Here is a 15211-nt window from a genome sequence, read left to right as displayed (position 1 = left end):
GTTTTGAATAAATCAGTCTAAAGTCGTTCACGCACAAACTGACTGAGCAGTCGGTTGGCAGCAATCACTCAGTGGCGAACATCGCAAAAATACGCCTGCTGAAACGTTTAATCTAGAATGCATGGCAGATTACGCGTTAATTGCGCATCCTTGAAGACCCTCTCGGCACCTGAGCTGAGACATTGGTCGTCTGCAGTAATCGGTTACGATTGGACAAACTGTCGGGGCAAGCTCTAAAAAACAAGGAAATCCCGGTTTGAAACTCAGTGATATCGCCCGTCTCGCCGGTGTGTCCGTGACCACCGCCAGCTATGTCATCAATGGCAAAGCCGAACAGCAACGCATCAGCAGCGCAACCGTCGAGCGTGTGCGTGCGGTGGTCCAAGCCCATGGCTTCACCCCCAACCCTCAGGCTGCCGGGCTGCGCAGTCGGCATACGCGCACCTTGGGTTTCATCCTGCCGGACCTGGAAAACCCCAGTTACGCACGGATTGCCAAGTTGTTGGAACAGGGCGCGCGTGCGCGTGGCTATCAATTGCTGATCGCCAGCTCCGACGACGACGCCAATAGCGAGCGCCAATTGCTGCAACTGTTCCGCGCCCGACGCTGCGACGCGCTGTTCGTTGCCAGTTGCCTGCCGGCCAGCGATGACAGTTATCGCGAGCTGCAAGCCAAGGGTTTGCCGGTCATCGCCATCGACCGCGAGATGGACCCCGCGCAGTTCTGCTCGGTGGTCAGCGACGATCGCCAAGCCTGCCAGCAACTGACCAGCAGCCTGCTGCAACCGCTGCCCAAGCAGATCGCGCTGATCGGTGCGCGACCCGAGCTGAGCATCAGCCAGGCGCGCGCCGCCGGTTTCCGTGAAGCGCTGCAAGGGTTTGGCGGTGAAGTGATCGTTGAACACGGCGAAGCGTTCAGCCGCGACTGCGGCCGGCAACTGATGGAGCAATTGCTGCAGCGCCTGGGGCATTTGCCTGACGCGCTGGTGACCACGTCCTACGTGCTGCTGCAAGGCGTGTTCGACGCACTGCATGACTTCCCGCTCAAGTCGCGGCCGCTGCGCCTGGGCACGTTCGGTGATACCCAGTTGCTGGATTTCCTGCCGCTGCCGGTCAATGCCATGGCCCAGCAACATCAACTGATCGCCGACACCGCGCTGCGCCTGGCCCTCGCCGCAATTGAAGAGCAGCAGTATCAACCCGGCGTAAACGCCATCGGCCGAACCTTCAAGCAGCGTATTCACGAGGTGTGAGCGTGGAGCTGATCGACACCCACACCCACCTGGACTTCCCGGACTTCGACAACGATCGCCGGCAAGTCCTCGCGCACAGCCGCCAACTCGGCGTGCAGCGCATGGTGGTGTTGGGGGTGTATCAGCAAAATTGGCAACGGCTGTGGGATCTGGTGCAAGACGATGAAGGCTTGTTCGCAGCCTTCGGCCTGCACCCGGTGTACCTCGACGAGCATCGCCCCGCCGACCTGACAGCCCTGGGCGACTGGCTGACCCGTCTGCGGGGCCACCGGCAATTGTGCGCGGTGGGCGAGATCGGCCTGGATTACTTCCTCGAACACCTCGACCGCGAACGCCAGCAGCAACTGTTCGAAGCCCAACTCAAGCTGGCCGTGGATTTCCAACTGCCGGCCCTGCTGCACGTGCGCCGCAGTCATGCCGCCGTGATCGCCACCCTCAAGCGCATCCGCCTGCCACGGGGCGGCATCATCCATGCCTTCGCCGGCAGCCGCGAAGAAGCGCGTGAGTACATCAAGCTGGGTTTCAAGTTGGGCCTGGGCGGCGCCGCTACCTGGCCGCAGGCGCTGCGCATGCACAAAGTACTCGCGCAACTGCCTCTGGAGGCCGTGGTGCTGGAAACCGATGCGCCGGACATGGCGCCCGTCATGCACCCCGGCCAGCGCAACAGCCCGGAACACCTGCCCGAGATCTGCGCCGCGTTGGCCGAGCGCATGGGCCTCAGCCCGTTATCGCTGGCGCAGGCGAGCACACGCAATGCGTGCGAGCTGTTCAATTGGTAGCGCGCTGACGGCCTGCAGGTTCAGGGTCATGCGTTGCCGATGACGGGCATAGCGCAACACCAGGAAATGAATCAGCACCGCCACCAGCGAAAGGTTGAGCTGCTCGATCATACTGAGCAAACCCACCCACTCTGCCACCAGTGCCATCAGCAAGGTCGCGCAGGTCAGGATGATCATGCTCGGGCGAACCAGCGCCCACTGGTCCAGGGCGCGAAATTGACGCAATTGTTTGCGACAACGCAACTGCAGGCCCGACTGGCAATACGTGCACTCAAAAGGCTCGTCGATGGCAATCGCGTTCAATTGCCAAGGCTTGAGTTCAAACGTCATGTCACATCGGGCGCAGTGCCCTCTGATGCCGAATACAGCGATCATCGCCGTGCCTCCTTGGGACTGTGACCAGATGAAACAAATTTTCACCCATTCACGCCGATAGAAAAGATGCGCCGCAAAATCAAGACAAACGCCACAGCAGTAAAAGACTAATCCTACGATTACGGCCTACACCCGAAACGCGCCGATCAGTTGCTTCAACTCGATCACCTGCTGCGACAACTGCCGACTGGCCGCTTCGGTCTGATGCGCGCCGTCGGCCGCGTGTTCGCCGGCGCGGTTGATTTCGACGATGTTGCGGTCGATATCGTGGGCGACAGCGGTTTGCTGCTCCACGGCGGCGGCAATCTGCTGGTTCTGATCCACGATCATGCCAACGGCGCCAAGAATATTCTCCAGGGCCTGCTGGACCTTTTCCGACTGGCCCACCGTGCCTTCAGCCATCGCATGGCTGGTGCCCATGGCCTTGACCGCCGCGCCAACACCGCTGTGCAGTCGGCTGATCATCTGCTCGATCTCTTCGGTAGAGTGCTGGGTGCGCCGGGCCAACGTGCGCACTTCATCGGCTACCACCGCAAAACCACGGCCCTGCTCCCCGGCACGGGCCGCTTCGATCGCAGCGTTGAGCGCCAGCAGGTTGGTTTGCTCGGCGATGCTCTTGATCACTTCCAGCACGCTGCTGATGGATTGGCTGTCGGTGGCCAGTTGATTGATCACCCGTACCGACTCGTCGATCTCCGACGCCAACCGCGCAATGCTGCCTTGCTGGGACTGCACCAGGCCACGGCCGCTGACGGTTTCATCGTTGACGCTATGCGCGCTGCTGACCGCCGCCGCCGCGCTGCGCGCCACTTCCTGGGCGGTGGAGGACATCTGGTTCATGGCCGTCGCCACCTGTTCGATCTGGCTGCGCTGCCCGGATACCGCCTGGTTACTGCGGGCCGAGACCACCTCAACCTGGCCGGCCTGCCATTCAACCTGGCTGACGGTGTGCCCGACGCGCTCGATCAGGTCGTGGATCTTGGCCACGGTGCCATTGAACACTTGGCCGAGGTCGCCCAACTCGTCGCGGCTTTGGGCGACAAACGTGACCGTCATATCGCCCGCCGCCACCTTGTCCATCATCGCCCCCAGGCGCCGCAACGTCGTGCGCGTCGAGGCATAGAAACCGGCGTACAGATAAAAGATCAGCAAAAACACCGCCGCCAGGGCCGACACCAGCACCAGCATGTGCGTTCGGTTTTGCGTCAGCCGTTGTTCCAACTGCCGTCCGAGAAAGCCCAGGGTGGCCTCATTGAGCTGGTAGGTCTGGGCCATCAATTGACTCACGTCTTCGTAGAAGCCCTGCCACGGTGCGTCGAGGGTCTCGGCCATCACCACCTGCTCTTCAAACAGTTCACTGCCTTGCTTGAGGCTCGCGTTGCTGGCCTTGGCCAGGCTGTCGAGCGCCGCGTGGGCGGATTTGCTGGAGCCCAGGGCGTCCTGCAGCTTCAAGCCGTATTCGGCCTGGAGCTTTTCCAACTGCTGCAACAGCTCGTCGAAACGCGTGCTGGAGGACGAGTTGAGAAAACCCTGGCCCAGGGAGTACGCGCCCATTGCGCGCCCTTCGCCCAACGTCTGGGTGACCTGCGGGGTGACGCTGGTGATCAGCTCGCTGAGCTGGCGTAGATCGCTCTGCGGGTCGCGGCTCAAGCCGGATTGGCTGGCGATGATCTGGCTGAGCATCTGCGCCTTGTTCAGCAACTTGCCGATCAGCGCACTTTTGCTCAGCAGCGACGACTCCTGCTGCTGGGCCTTGAAGGCGGCGACCAGCTCGTCGCGCTTGGCGTCGAACGCGGCGACTTGTTCGGGGTCAGTCGCCATCGCGCGCAGGCCTTGCAGGCGCGCCAGCACGCTGTGTTCCAGGGTATTGATGCTGCCTTCCAGATCGCCCGCCTTACCGGATTGGCCGAGGGTCGCGTTGATCTGCACCTGGTTGTTGAGGGTTTCCAGGTCACGGCGCAAGGCCAGGCTGCTGCCGAGCAAATCCAGGCTTTGCAGTTCGATGCGAGTGCCCTGGAACTCACGCCAGGAGTCGCGCACCAGGAAATAGTTGGTGGCCAGCATCGGCAGCAGGAACAACACGCTGATCAAACTGAACTTCATGCCGAAGCTCAGGCGGTTCATCAGCGCGACGGCGGGATAGAGCAAGCTCTTCACAGGTGAACTCCCTTCCTATTATTTTTATTTGAGGCGCAGGGCGGCGGCAGATAGCCACTATTTGGCGCTCTGCTTGTATAGCTCAAATCGAAAGGGAGTTTTGTAACGTAAAGTTAACGAGCTGTGGGAGCAGGCTTGCTCCCACAGGGATTGACCGTGACCGCTAGGGCAACACGGTCCAGATGGCGAAACCGGCATACCACAGCACCGCCGCGCGCAGCAGCAGTTCCCATAGGCGATCCAGGCTGTTGATGCCGTCGGCACCCACCACCGGTGGCGGGATTTCAGCGGCCACCAGGCCGACTTTGTTCACCAGTTGCGCGGCACTGATGTCCCAGTTCAACAGCTCGTGGAGCATCACACGGCTGACCGCGACAAAGTTGCCCACCAAAGCAAAGCTGGCCGCCAGCAAGCGCACCGGCAACCAGTCAAAAGCATGCCGCAGTTGCCCGGCACGCTCGGCCACCAGGGGGTTCTGGCTGTGTTCACTGGCCAACGCCAGCAGGCGATAGGCCAGGGCCGCGACCGGGCCCAACAGGAAATACCAGAAAATCACCGCAAAAAAGCTCTGGTAGGCCTGCCACAAGAGATGCCCCTGAACACGCTCCAGCAATTGCTCGCCACTGTCGGCACCGACCTTCAGGTCACGCTCGGCCACATGCTCGGCGGCTTGCAGGTCGCCGCGCCGCCAGGCATCGCGGAATGGGCCGAGCCCCGCCAGCAGATCACCGCGCCCCAGGCTGTAGATCAGCACCAGCAGGTGTACCGGCAGCGCCAACAGGCCGTATGCCACGGGTTCCAGCACCAGCAGCAACAGAGCCAGCACGGCCACCGGCAGCACCACCAGCAGCGCCAGAATCAACCAGGGCTGTTTGCCGAGGCGCGGGCTCGATTCCAATTTGGCCAGTTCGCGCAGCCATCCGCCGTCGCGCTGCAATTTTTGGCGCAAGGCCGAGAACTTCTCGATCCAGACCGCCAGCACCAATACCAGGAAACTCATTGTGCGTGTTCTCCATCCTGCAGGGCGCTGCGAAAGCGCACCCAATCAAAAGCGGGCCCGGGATCGGTCTTGCGCCCCGGGGCGATATCGCTGTGACCACAAATGCGCTGACGGGTGATACCCGGGTAAGTCGCCAGCAACTGACGTGTCAGGTCGATCAGTGACGCATATTGGACATCGGTAAATGGCAGGTCATCCGTGCCTTCCAGTTCGATCCCCAGGGAAAAGTCATTGCACGTTTCGCGCCCCTCGAAGCTGGAAACCCCGGCGTGCCATGCGCGGTCGAGGCAGGACACAAACTGCGTCACCACTCCGTCGCGCTCAATCAGAAAATGCGCTGACACGCGTAGGTCAACAATCCCTTCATAGTAAGGATGTTCCGTGACATCCAGGCGATTCTGGAAAAATTCCTGCACCTTACCGGTGGCGAACTGCGCCGGCGGCAGGCTGATGTTATGCACCACCAACAGCGAAACTTCGCCTGCGGGTCGCTCGTTGAAGTTGGGCGAAGGGCAATGACGAACACCCTGGCACCAACCGCTGACGGGGTCCAACTGCATACAGGTTCCTTGAGTGTGACCAATTGTGACCAGTATGCCGCGTTCAGCCCTGTGGTTGCGATCACTTGCCGCGATTGAATTGACTCAGGTTACCCGTCACCGTCGCCAGCGCACGCTCGAACAGCGGGGCATCGTCCAGGATACGCAGCACGCCACGCTTGAACGCCTGGGCCAGTTGGCCGGCGCTGTGCTCAAGCACCTTGAGCCCGCTGCGGTTGACAAAAATATAGCGATCGGCCGGCGCCATGATCGTGTTAAGTTTGCAGCGCAGGAGGGTTTCCGGGGGGGCCTCTAACTCCAGCCAAACGCCGATGCGCAATTGGCGCGCTTTGAGCAAGTCCGGATCATCCGCCGCCAGGTCTTGCGCAGCATCGGGCAAACCAGGGTCAAATACGAAGGGCTCACGCACCTCGATCAACGTCTGCGTACCGTCGAACGCCTGAACATGCAAGGCCTGCAGCCGCACAAAGAACTCACGGGTGCTGAAGGGATCGAACGCCGCGCCGGTCAAACCGTTGCGCAACGCCTTGAGCAAACCCGGCAACTGCGCCAGCAAATGCCGCCCGGCCTCGGTGTCGTCCCTCAGGCTCACGCTCCAGATCAACTCGTCGAGGGTGCGCAGCTCCGTCTGCCACTGCACCGATTGCTCGCCGTGCTTGAGACTAGCCAGCAACAACACCTGGCTCCAGGCCTGCTGCACAAACTGCACCACCGCCCGTGGCAGGACCTTGCCCAGCAAGCGCCGGTTCAGCACGTCGGCCACGCGCTGACGGGCAGCGTCGGTACGCAGGCGTGCCGCCTCAGCGCCGCGGGTGTGCTGTTCGAGCAACGCACTGCGCCGGCGCTCGTCAGCGGTAAACGCGGAGAATTCCGACAGCAGTTCGGAAAAAATCGCCGGGTCTTCGGCAAAGTCATTCAGCAGACGCTGCACCACCTGCTCGATACGCAGGTACAAGCCGTCACGCAGGTAATCTTCACCCGGGCTCCAACCGACGACGGCGCTGCCGATTTCGTTGAGCAGCCGCCGCGCCGGATGGCCGGCACGGCTGAAAAGGCTCTTGTCCAGCACCGCCAGTTTCAGCACCGGGATCTGCAGGCGGGCGATCAAGGCCTTGAAGGCGTGCGGGACGGCGTGGTCATGGAGGATAAATTCGAACAACAGCGCGACCAGATTGATCACGTCTTCGTCGCACGCTTCCACGATTCTGGATTTGCCGCTCTTGACGCTGACACGCGTCAGCAGTTGCTTCAGTTGGTTGCGCAGATCGAAGTCATCCTCGACGTCCGGCTCCGGCACGTATTGCTGCAAATGGGACAGCAGGCGCAGCAGATCGCGGGTGGCGATGGGCTGGGGCTCGGCGCTGGCCTCCAGGGTGGGCGCTACGCTGCCCCGCACAGCCGCCAGCAGTTCACGCAGTTCGGCAAAGGCGGGCTGGCCGTTTTCATCGACCGGTTGATCCGCCGCCGGCAAGCGCTCTGAACGCTGATGCTCGCGCGCCACGCGCCCACCAGGGCGGCGGGCCGGCACCACCGTGAGCTCAGGCAGTACGCCCGTAGCGACCAGCAACTGATTGGCGTCTGCGTACAGGTGGTCGGCGTCGCTGAGCACGTATTTCTCAAAGAGTTTGAGCATGATCAGTTTGACGCGAATCTCCACGCCCAGACTGCGTCCCGCGCGCAGAAAGAATTCACACAACCGCGCCGGGCCCAGGGGGTTCTCACGGTCATCCATGTACCGGCCCAGCAAGGCACTCAGACGGGCAGTCAGTTGCTCCAGGGCCAGACCGTCAAGTCGCCGCACCCGCCCGAGCATGGCATCCAGCGCCAGGGTTCTTTCCACATCACCACGTGAAGTGTCCGAGAGCGCCTCGTAGGACATCACCGGCACTATCTGCAGCTCACCTCGCCCCGCCCCGCCCAGGCTGGCGAAGGCCTTGAAGAGTTGCTCCATGAACACACGTTCGAAATTCTTGCGCTTGAGCCGCAGGTCGCGCATGGCTTCAAAGAAAATAGGGTGGTCGACGTTGTTACGAGCCTTGTCGGCCATTTCGAACAGGCTGTCGTCAGCGTTGTCGAACAGCTCCTGCAGACCTTGTTGCAGTTGCTGCGCAGCTTTGTCGCGAACCTGCAGCAACACCACCGGCAGCCGCGCGAGCGGCGATGGCGCGGTCTGTGCCTTATTGATCGGCACCACCTTTCCATCATTGTGCATCCTGGCCTCCTGAAACCGCGGTGTGGGTTGGGCAAAGATCGGCGACAGGCCCCTTTGGGCACTGCGTATACCCGGTGCTTACCCGCACGTCAAAGCTATGACGCCAATTGCAAGGCGCGAGATTATCTTGCAAATGAGGGGAGTTGCGCCAGTGAACTCTGTCATAACGCTGTAAATGAGCAGGCCACTGGGTTCAAACGCACACTGCCCCTATAATCGCCGCACTTTGTTTGTGGAGCCTGTTATGCCGAATCTCCGTCTTGCCGACCTCACCGCCGAAATCGAAGCCAACGTGCGCCGCGCACTGCTGGAAGACATCGGCAGCGGCGACATCACCGCGCAATTGATCCCGGCCGAACGGCTGGCCAAGGCCTCGATCATTACCCGCGATGCGGCTGTGATCGCCGGCACAGCCTGGGTGGACGCGGTGTTCCGCCAACTGGACCCACAGGTCGCGGTGCATTGGCAGGTGGCCGACGGTGAACGCGTCAGCCCCAACCAGGCACTGTTTCACCTCGAAGGCCCGGCACGTTCGCTGCTCAGCGGCGAACGCAGCGCACTGAACTTTCTGCAGATGCTCTCCGGCGTGGCCACGCGCGCCCAGTACCTGGCGGATTTCGTCGCGAGCACTCAGGTCAAGCTGCTGGACACGCGCAAGACGCTACCGGGCCTGCGCCTGGCGCAGAAATACGCCGTGACCTGCGGCGGTTGCCACAACCATCGCATCGGTTTGTATGACGCGTTCCTGATCAAGGAAAACCATATCGCCGCCTGTGGTGGCATTGCCAAGGCGATTTCGGCCGCGCACAAGATCGCCCCGGGCAAGCCGGTGGAAGTCGAAGTGGAAAGTCTGGAAGAATTACGCGAAGCGTTGGCGGCGGGCGCCGATATCATCATGCTCGACGAACTGAGCCTGGACGACATGCGTGAAGCCGTGCGCCTGAACGGCGGCAAGGCCAAGCTGGAAGCCAGCGGCGGGATCAACGAAAGCACCCTGCTGCCCATCGCTGAAACCGGGGTGGACTACATCTCCATCGGCGCGATGACCAAGGATGTGAAGGCGGTGGACTTGTCGATGCGCCTCAGCCTCTGAAACTCGTTGCAGGAGCCGGATTGCCGGCTCCTGCAACAGCCGTTCAAACCACCAGGTTATTCATCTCGCAATACTCGTCCCATTCGACGCCGAGCACTTCAGCCGCCTCCTTGTGCAAGACCAGCCGTGCGGCTTCGAACTCGTCCGCGGTCGAGGTGTACTTGAGGGTCAGTTCCCATGGCTGAAGACCCTGGCTCTCGGCCTCGTCCTCGAATGCCCACTGGAGCTGGTCGCGCTGATCGTCAGCGCTCAGGTCCTTGATCTCTTCTTTAAGCTGCGGCGATTCCTCGAGGTATTTGTCGAGGGCTGCTTGGTGCCGAACTTCCTGGGTCATTTCAGTCGTGGTCATGTTGTTCTCTTAGATCTAGGAATGGGGATGCATCTGGGTCATCAAGGTTGCGCAGATACAAAAGAGCGGGCATGAATGCCGACTCGCCTGGCCTTCAGAACCATTCTGGGATCATCTGAAAACGGTGTTGCCTTGGTGCCCGAGACAGGAATCGAACCTGCGACCTTCGCGTTACGAGTGCGCTGCTCTACCGGCTGAGCTACACGGGCGGTGGGCTAAAGCTAGCACCGCATCGGGCGTCCGGCAACTCACTGGCGTCGCAGGGCAATCACCCCTTGGGCCCAGAAGCGCGGCTGCAGGTGCTGGTTGCCGTCCTCAAGGTAATCTTGCTGGGCTTGCTTGATGTGCGGCGCATCACGCATCACGACCCACACCAGCAACCCAACGGACAGTACACCCGCCACTCGCCACCCTCGCCAGGCCCATGGCAGCGACGCGCCAGGAGGGGCGCGCCACACATGCAGCGCCATCAGCCAGCCCACCACCAGCGCCAACCAGACCTGCGAGTTGGGCATCACGATGACGCCGTCGACCATCGCTTGCGTGAGCGCACCCAGCAACGCCGCGAACAGGCACCCGCGCAGCACGTCCGCACGTTCAGTGGAACAGGCACGCGCCCGTAGTACGCCGAGGGTGGCCCAGCCGCCGCGCCACGCCAAAACAACCACGCACAGGGCCGATGGGACACCCCACTCGCTGGCCCATTGCAGGATCGCCTGGTGCGGATGCGCGGCGATCGGGTTGGCGATATCCGCGAAGTGCATCGGCCCAAACCCCAGCCACGGACGCTCGACGATCATGTGCCAGGCCTGCAACCAGATCGGGCCACGCCCCGACAGCGAAGTGGTGAGGCGATCGCTGACGCCACTCCCGACCTCAATGCCCAGAACGCCCGCCAACAGCGTGAAAAACGCCGCATACAGCATCAAGCCGCCGCACACCGCGGCCAATTGCCACGCCAACCAGCGTCGCCCCCAGGGCCCGAGCAGTGCCAACGCCACACCCGCCACCGCCATGCCTAGACAAGTGCCACGAGTACCGCCGCTGATCGCAATCAACCACCAGACACACAGCAACGCAAACACCGCGCCGCGCACCGAACGGGAGACCTTGGGCATCAGCAAAGGCAGCGCCAGCAATGGCAGGGTGAAGGTCTGGAATTGACCGTAGAAGCGCTTGTTGGAAAACCCGGACAGCAAAGAGTCCGGATCAACAACCCGCGCGCCACTGGTGAAGGCGAGCGCGCCTGCGTACAGGTATTGGATCGACTTGATCAGGCACAGCAGCACCACAATCAGGATCAGCACGCGGTCCAAAGGCTCACCCGCGTGCCGGCGCAGCAGGGCAACCGCGACGGCAATCGCCCCACAACTGATGAACAGCGCAACCTCGGTGAAGGCCCAGAGCGGCTGATGGGCCAGTGCCGATGACACCAGGCCCAGCACAACGATCAGCGCCAGGCCCAGCGCCGTCGGCCGGTCCACCAGACGCTCGACGGGGACGACCGTCAGCCCATACACCACCGCGCACAGGCCCATGGCCACCTGCATCGCGCGCTGCCAGTCATGCCCGCTGAACGGTGCGCAGATACCCAGCGCGAGCAAGCACGCCGCAATCACCAGGAAAGTAGTATCGCGCTGCTGCGGGGATAACGACATCAGCCACCTTTACGTCCGTGTGGAGGGTTTAGCAGTCATGCCCCGTCGGCGCCACACCCTTTGGTGGCGTACTTGGCCTCTGCCGTCGTGGTGCATTTCCAGCCGGCGGTGGCGCTGCGCGTCAGGGTGATGGTCTTGCCCAGTATCGGTGCCGGGGCGTCGAGTATTTCGCAACCGATGGAACCGGCGCCGGTGGCGACATCCCCAGTCACATCGATTTTGCAGTTGGCCGTCGGGCTGGTGCCACCGATCAATGGCACGGTAGGCGCCGTGCCTTGGTTGAATACATCCTCATAGCCGGCTTTCAACGCTGTGATTTCAGCCAACCCCGCCGTGAACTTGGCCTTGGCCTGGTGCGTGGTGTACATGGGCAAGCCAATGGTGGCCAAAATGCCGATGATTGCCACGACGATCAACAACTCGATCAAAGTAAAACCTTTCTGACGCATCACATTGCTCTCCAGAATAAAACCCATGACAAGGCGCGTCCTGCGCCCCGTATTGTGCAGCCGCGCCAGTGTACTCACCCACGAGCGGCCAATCGCGTAGAAGACGCACAATCTGACATTTTATCGTTGAACGCCGAGCAGTCCGAATCCGTCACCTGACTACGCTATAAAGATTCGACAACCTGTGTGCGGAACAGAGACATGAACAACGCTTCCACGACATACGCCTGGGAAGGCATCAACCGCCAGGGACGCAGGGTGACCGGGCAAGCCATCGGCCACGACCTCGCGCTGATCAAGGCACAACTGCGCCAGCAAGGGATTTTCCCTGCCCGCGTGCGCAAGCAATCTCGCGGCCTGCCAAGCCTCACTCCGCCGATCAAACCGGCGGATATTGCCCTGTTCACCCGCCAGTTGGCGACGCTGCTGAAGGCCGGCATTCCGTTACTGCAAGCCTTCGACGTCATCAGCGAAGGCTTCGACAACCGCCACCTGTACAGGCTGGTAAATGGCTTGAAACAGGAGATCGGCGCCGGCAATAACCTGGCGTCGGCATTGCGCAAACAGCCGCGTTACTTCAATGATTTGTACTGCAACCTGGTGGCAGCAGGTGAGCAGGCCGGCGCCCTGGAAACCCTGTTGGAGCGAGTGGCGGTTCACCTGGAAAAGAGCGAGCGGCTCAAGGCCAGGATCAAGAAAGCCATGACCTACCCCATTGCCGTCATCGCCGTCGCCAGCCTTGTCAGCAGTCTCTTGCTGATCCATGTGGTGCCGCAGTTCCAGAACCTGTTCGCCGGCGTCGACAGCAAGCTGCCCGGCTTTACCCTGCAAGTGATTGCCTTGTCCGAGTTCCTGCAACAAGCGTGGTGGATGCTGGCGCTCAGCCTGGGCGCGGGAGGTTTCGGGTTGCGCCAGGCCTATCGCGCATCGCCTGGTTTTCGCCATTGGCTGGATGCCGGTTTGTTGAAAGCGCCCCTGGCAGGCACACTGCTGAAAAAGTCGGCAGTCGCCCGTTACGCCCGCACGCTTTCGACTACTTTCGCGGCCGGAGTGCCGTTGGTACAGGCCCTGGATTCAGTGGCCGCCGCTGCCGGCAACCAGCTATTCAAACAGGCTATCGAGCATATGCGTCACGATGTATCCACAGGCATGCCGTTGAACCGATCCATGGCCTCCAGCGGCCTGTTTCCCGGCATGGCGATCCAGATGACGGCGATTGGTGAAGAATCCGGCAACCTGGAGCACATGCTGGAAAAGGTCGCGAGCCACTACGAGTCTGACGTCGACAACCTGGTCGACCACCTCACCAGCCTGATGGAACCGCTGATCATGGTGGTGCTCGGAGGGATTGTCGGCGCCCTGGTAATCGCCCTGTACTTGCCGGTCTTCCAACTCGGTACGGCATTTTGAACCTGTTGCTGAGCCAGCAGCCGTGGGCCTTTGTCGTCATGGCTCTGGTGCTGGGCCTGATCGTGGGCAGTTTCCTCAACGTGCTGGTGTGGCGCCTGCCGAAAATGCTCGAACGCGAATGGCGCGCACAGGCCCATGAGGTGCTCGGTTTGCCCGGCGACCCCGTCGGGCCGAGATACAACCTGATGCAGCCCAATTCCTGCTGCCCGCACTGCAATCAGCCGATTCGGCCCTGGGAAAACATCCCGCTGCTCAGCTACCTGATGCTCCGGGGCCGTTGTACACATTGCCGCGAAGCGATCAGTGCACGTTATCCCTTTACTGAACTGGCGTGCGGAGTGATCTCGGCCGTGGTGGCCTGGCATTTCGGCTTTGGCTGGCAAGCCGGCGCGGTGATGCTATTGAGCTGGGGCTTACTGGCAATGAGCCTGATCGACGTGGACCACCAACTGCTGCCCGACGTACTGGTCCTGCCGCTGTTGTGGCTGGGGCTGATGCTTAACAGTGTTGAGTTGCTGGTGCCCCTGCCCGACGCACTGTGGGGCGCGGTGATCGGGTACATGAGCCTGTGGACGGTGTTCTGGCTGTTCAAGCTGGCCACCGGCAAGGACGGCATGGGCTACGGCGACTTCAAGTTATTGGCGCTGCTCGGCGCCTGGGGCGGCTGGCAAATCCTGCCGATGACGTTGCTGATCTCATCGCTGGCGGGCGTGTGCGGCGGGCTGATCCTGCTGCGCCGGAGCAAGACCCAGGCCTCTGCGCCGATGCCGTTTGGTCCCTATCTGGCAATTGCCGGCTGGATTGCCGTGCTCTGGGGTGGTCAAATAACCGACTTCTATTTGCAGTCTGTCGGTTTCAGATGACCACTCCTGTTGCAACACCCTGGATTCTTGGCCTTACGGGCGGCATCGGCAGCGGCAAGAGCGCTGCGGCCCAGCACTTCAGCGACCTCGGCGTAGACTTGGTAGATGCAGATCACGCCGCCCGCTGGGTGGTCGAGCCTGGCCGGCCGGCACTCGCCAGTATTGTCGAACACTTCGGTGCCAGCGTGCTGCAGCCCGACGGCCAGTTGGACCGCGCCGCATTGCGCAAGTTGATCTTTGAAGTGCCGCAAGAGCGCCGCTGGCTGGAAGCCTTGCTGCACCCGTTGATTGGCGAGGAGATTCGCAACCACCTGGCGCGTGCGCGCTCGCCTTACGCGATCCTGGTATCGCCGCTGCTGATCGAATCCGGCCAGCACAGCATGACCCAACGCATCCTGGTGATCGACGTGCCGCAATCCGTGCAGATTCAGCGTACCCTGCAGCGCGACGGCATCAGCGAACAACAGGTGCAGGCGATACTCAAGGCCCAGTCCAGCCGCGAAGAGCGCCTGAACCATGCCGATGACGTGCTGGTCAACGACCGCGACCTCGCCTGGTTGCACAGCGAGGTCGAACGACTGCACCACTTTTACCTTACTTTGCGTGGAGGCCGATCATGAGCCAACCCTTGACCGTCGAATGCCCAACCTGCGGCGCCCCCGTGGAATGGAACGCGACCAGCCCCAACCGGCCGTTCTGCTCGGACCGTTGCAAACTCATCGACCTGGGTGCCTGGGCCGCTGAGGAACATAAGATCCCCGCAGATCAGGACGCCGAAGACGAGCTGTTTTCCGAAGATCTGCCACCGCGCCATTAAGGCCGCATAAAGGCATATTCCTGCTGGTCGTCGAGGTTCTCTGCAAGGTATTGCAGCTCGTCGGCCAGGTCTTCGAAACTGCGCACACCCTTGCTCTGCTGCACCACCGCGCTGAGCATCGCGCGCAAGGTCAAGCCTGGGTCAAAACCGATTTCTTGTGCCGCGTCCTGGCTTCTGTGCAACTCCTGACGTGCCCATTCATACACACTCATGATCCGCGCTCCCACCTTGCTCAGG

General features: G+C 61.7%; 16 protein-coding genes and 1 tRNA gene. 7 read left to right on the top strand and 10 right to left on the bottom strand.

What is annotated here, in order from left to right; genetic code table 11:
- Positions 1-256 precede the first annotated feature (256 nt).
- Both cra and P3S72_RS05005 read left to right on the top strand, forming a co-directional pair.
- On the top strand, positions 257-1252 hold the full coding sequence (gene cra / locus P3S72_RS05010) for a catabolite repressor/activator (RefSeq protein ID WP_253393368.1): 996 nt from the start codon (positions 257-259) through the stop codon (positions 1250-1252).
- Between the two features lie 2 nt (positions 1253-1254).
- Positions 1255-2031 (top strand): TatD family hydrolase, encoded by a 777-nt coding sequence (locus P3S72_RS05005; protein WP_247404653.1) that lies wholly within the window; start codon positions 1255-1257, stop codon positions 2029-2031.
- Here the strand turns inward: P3S72_RS05005 and P3S72_RS05000 are convergent.
- The 5 genes from P3S72_RS05000 to P3S72_RS04980 form a co-directional block, all read right to left on the bottom strand.
- Positions 1978-2406: a hypothetical protein gene (locus tag P3S72_RS05000; RefSeq protein WP_247404656.1), complete on the bottom strand. Its 429-nt coding sequence runs from the start codon at positions 2404-2406 to the stop codon at positions 1978-1980. The genes P3S72_RS05005 and P3S72_RS05000 overlap by 54 nt on opposite strands.
- A gap of 126 nt (positions 2407-2532) precedes the next feature.
- Positions 2533-4563, bottom strand: coding sequence for a methyl-accepting chemotaxis protein (locus P3S72_RS04995; protein ID WP_276196487.1), 2031 nt, complete (start codon positions 4561-4563; stop codon positions 2533-2535).
- Positions 4564-4726: 163 nt separating this feature from the next.
- The gene (gene ampE / locus P3S72_RS04990) at positions 4727-5563 is read right to left on the bottom strand and encodes a regulatory signaling modulator protein AmpE (RefSeq protein ID WP_276196486.1); all 837 of its coding nucleotides are present in this window, start codon (positions 5561-5563) and stop codon (positions 4727-4729) included.
- Positions 5560-6123 carry a 1,6-anhydro-N-acetylmuramyl-L-alanine amidase AmpD gene (ampD, locus tag P3S72_RS04985; protein ID WP_276196485.1) on the bottom strand — a complete coding sequence of 188 codons (564 nt, stop codon included), beginning with the start codon at positions 6121-6123 and terminating at the stop codon, positions 5560-5562. Before ampD ends, ampE begins: the two co-directional genes overlap by 4 nt.
- 61 nt (positions 6124-6184) lie before the next feature.
- Positions 6185-8335, bottom strand: coding sequence for a DUF1631 domain-containing protein (locus tag P3S72_RS04980; protein WP_276196484.1), 2151 nt, complete (start codon positions 8333-8335; stop codon positions 6185-6187).
- 244 nt (positions 8336-8579) lie between these two features.
- On the opposite strand from P3S72_RS04980, the gene nadC reads away from it, so the two are divergent.
- Positions 8580-9428 carry a carboxylating nicotinate-nucleotide diphosphorylase gene (nadC, locus tag P3S72_RS04975; RefSeq protein ID WP_276196483.1) on the top strand — a complete coding sequence of 283 codons (849 nt, stop codon included), beginning with the start codon at positions 8580-8582 and terminating at the stop codon, positions 9426-9428.
- A gap of 43 nt (positions 9429-9471) precedes the next feature.
- Here the strand turns inward: nadC and P3S72_RS04970 are convergent, their stop codons facing one another.
- From P3S72_RS04970 to P3S72_RS04955, 4 genes are all read right to left on the bottom strand, one after another.
- A complete protein-coding gene (locus P3S72_RS04970; protein WP_276196482.1) occupies positions 9472-9777 on the bottom strand; it encodes a DUF6388 family protein in 306 nt (101 codons plus the stop codon).
- 133 nt (positions 9778-9910) lie between these two features.
- Positions 9911-9986 (bottom strand) — tRNA-Thr (locus P3S72_RS04965).
- 39 nt (positions 9987-10025) lie between these two features.
- On the bottom strand, positions 10026-11435 hold the full coding sequence (locus P3S72_RS04960) for an O-antigen ligase family protein (protein ID WP_276196481.1): 1410 nt from the start codon (positions 11433-11435) through the stop codon (positions 10026-10028).
- Positions 11436-11470: 35 nt separating this feature from the next.
- Entirely contained in the window at positions 11471-11884 is a 414-nt protein-coding gene (locus P3S72_RS04955) for a pilin (protein ID WP_276197897.1), read from the bottom strand.
- 201 nt (positions 11885-12085) lie between these two features.
- Between P3S72_RS04955 and P3S72_RS04950 the strand changes: the two genes are divergently transcribed.
- The 4 genes from P3S72_RS04950 to yacG are packed head-to-tail and all read left to right on the top strand — an operon-like array spanning position 12086 to position 14974.
- Complete coding sequence (locus tag P3S72_RS04950) at positions 12086-13294, top strand: type II secretion system F family protein (protein WP_276196480.1); 1209 nt, start codon at positions 12086-12088, stop codon at positions 13292-13294.
- Entirely contained in the window at positions 13291-14157 is an 867-nt protein-coding gene (locus P3S72_RS04945; protein WP_276196479.1) for an A24 family peptidase, read from the top strand. Before P3S72_RS04950 ends, P3S72_RS04945 begins: the two co-directional genes overlap by 4 nt.
- Positions 14154-14777: a dephospho-CoA kinase gene (coaE, locus tag P3S72_RS04940; protein ID WP_276196478.1), complete on the top strand. Its 624-nt coding sequence runs from the start codon at positions 14154-14156 to the stop codon at positions 14775-14777. The genes P3S72_RS04945 and coaE overlap by 4 nt, the downstream gene beginning before the upstream one ends.
- Positions 14774-14974 carry a DNA gyrase inhibitor YacG gene (gene yacG, locus P3S72_RS04935; RefSeq protein WP_276196477.1) on the top strand — a complete coding sequence of 67 codons (201 nt, stop codon included), beginning with the start codon at positions 14774-14776 and terminating at the stop codon, positions 14972-14974. The genes coaE and yacG overlap by 4 nt, the downstream gene beginning before the upstream one ends.
- On the opposite strand, the gene P3S72_RS04930 is transcribed toward yacG, so the two are convergent.
- Complete coding sequence (locus P3S72_RS04930; RefSeq protein WP_247396658.1) at positions 14971-15186, bottom strand: hypothetical protein; 216 nt, start codon at positions 15184-15186, stop codon at positions 14971-14973. The two genes, yacG and P3S72_RS04930, sit on opposite strands and share 4 nt — an antisense overlap.
- Between the last annotated feature and the right edge of the window lie 25 nt (positions 15187-15211).

Source organism: Pseudomonas sp. D3, from assembly GCF_029320995.1.
Taxonomy (GTDB): Bacteria; Pseudomonadota; Gammaproteobacteria; order Pseudomonadales; family Pseudomonadaceae; genus Aquipseudomonas; species Aquipseudomonas paraveronii.
The sequence above is the reverse complement of the archived record's forward strand: the minus strand, read 5'-3'. Positions and strand labels throughout refer to the sequence as shown.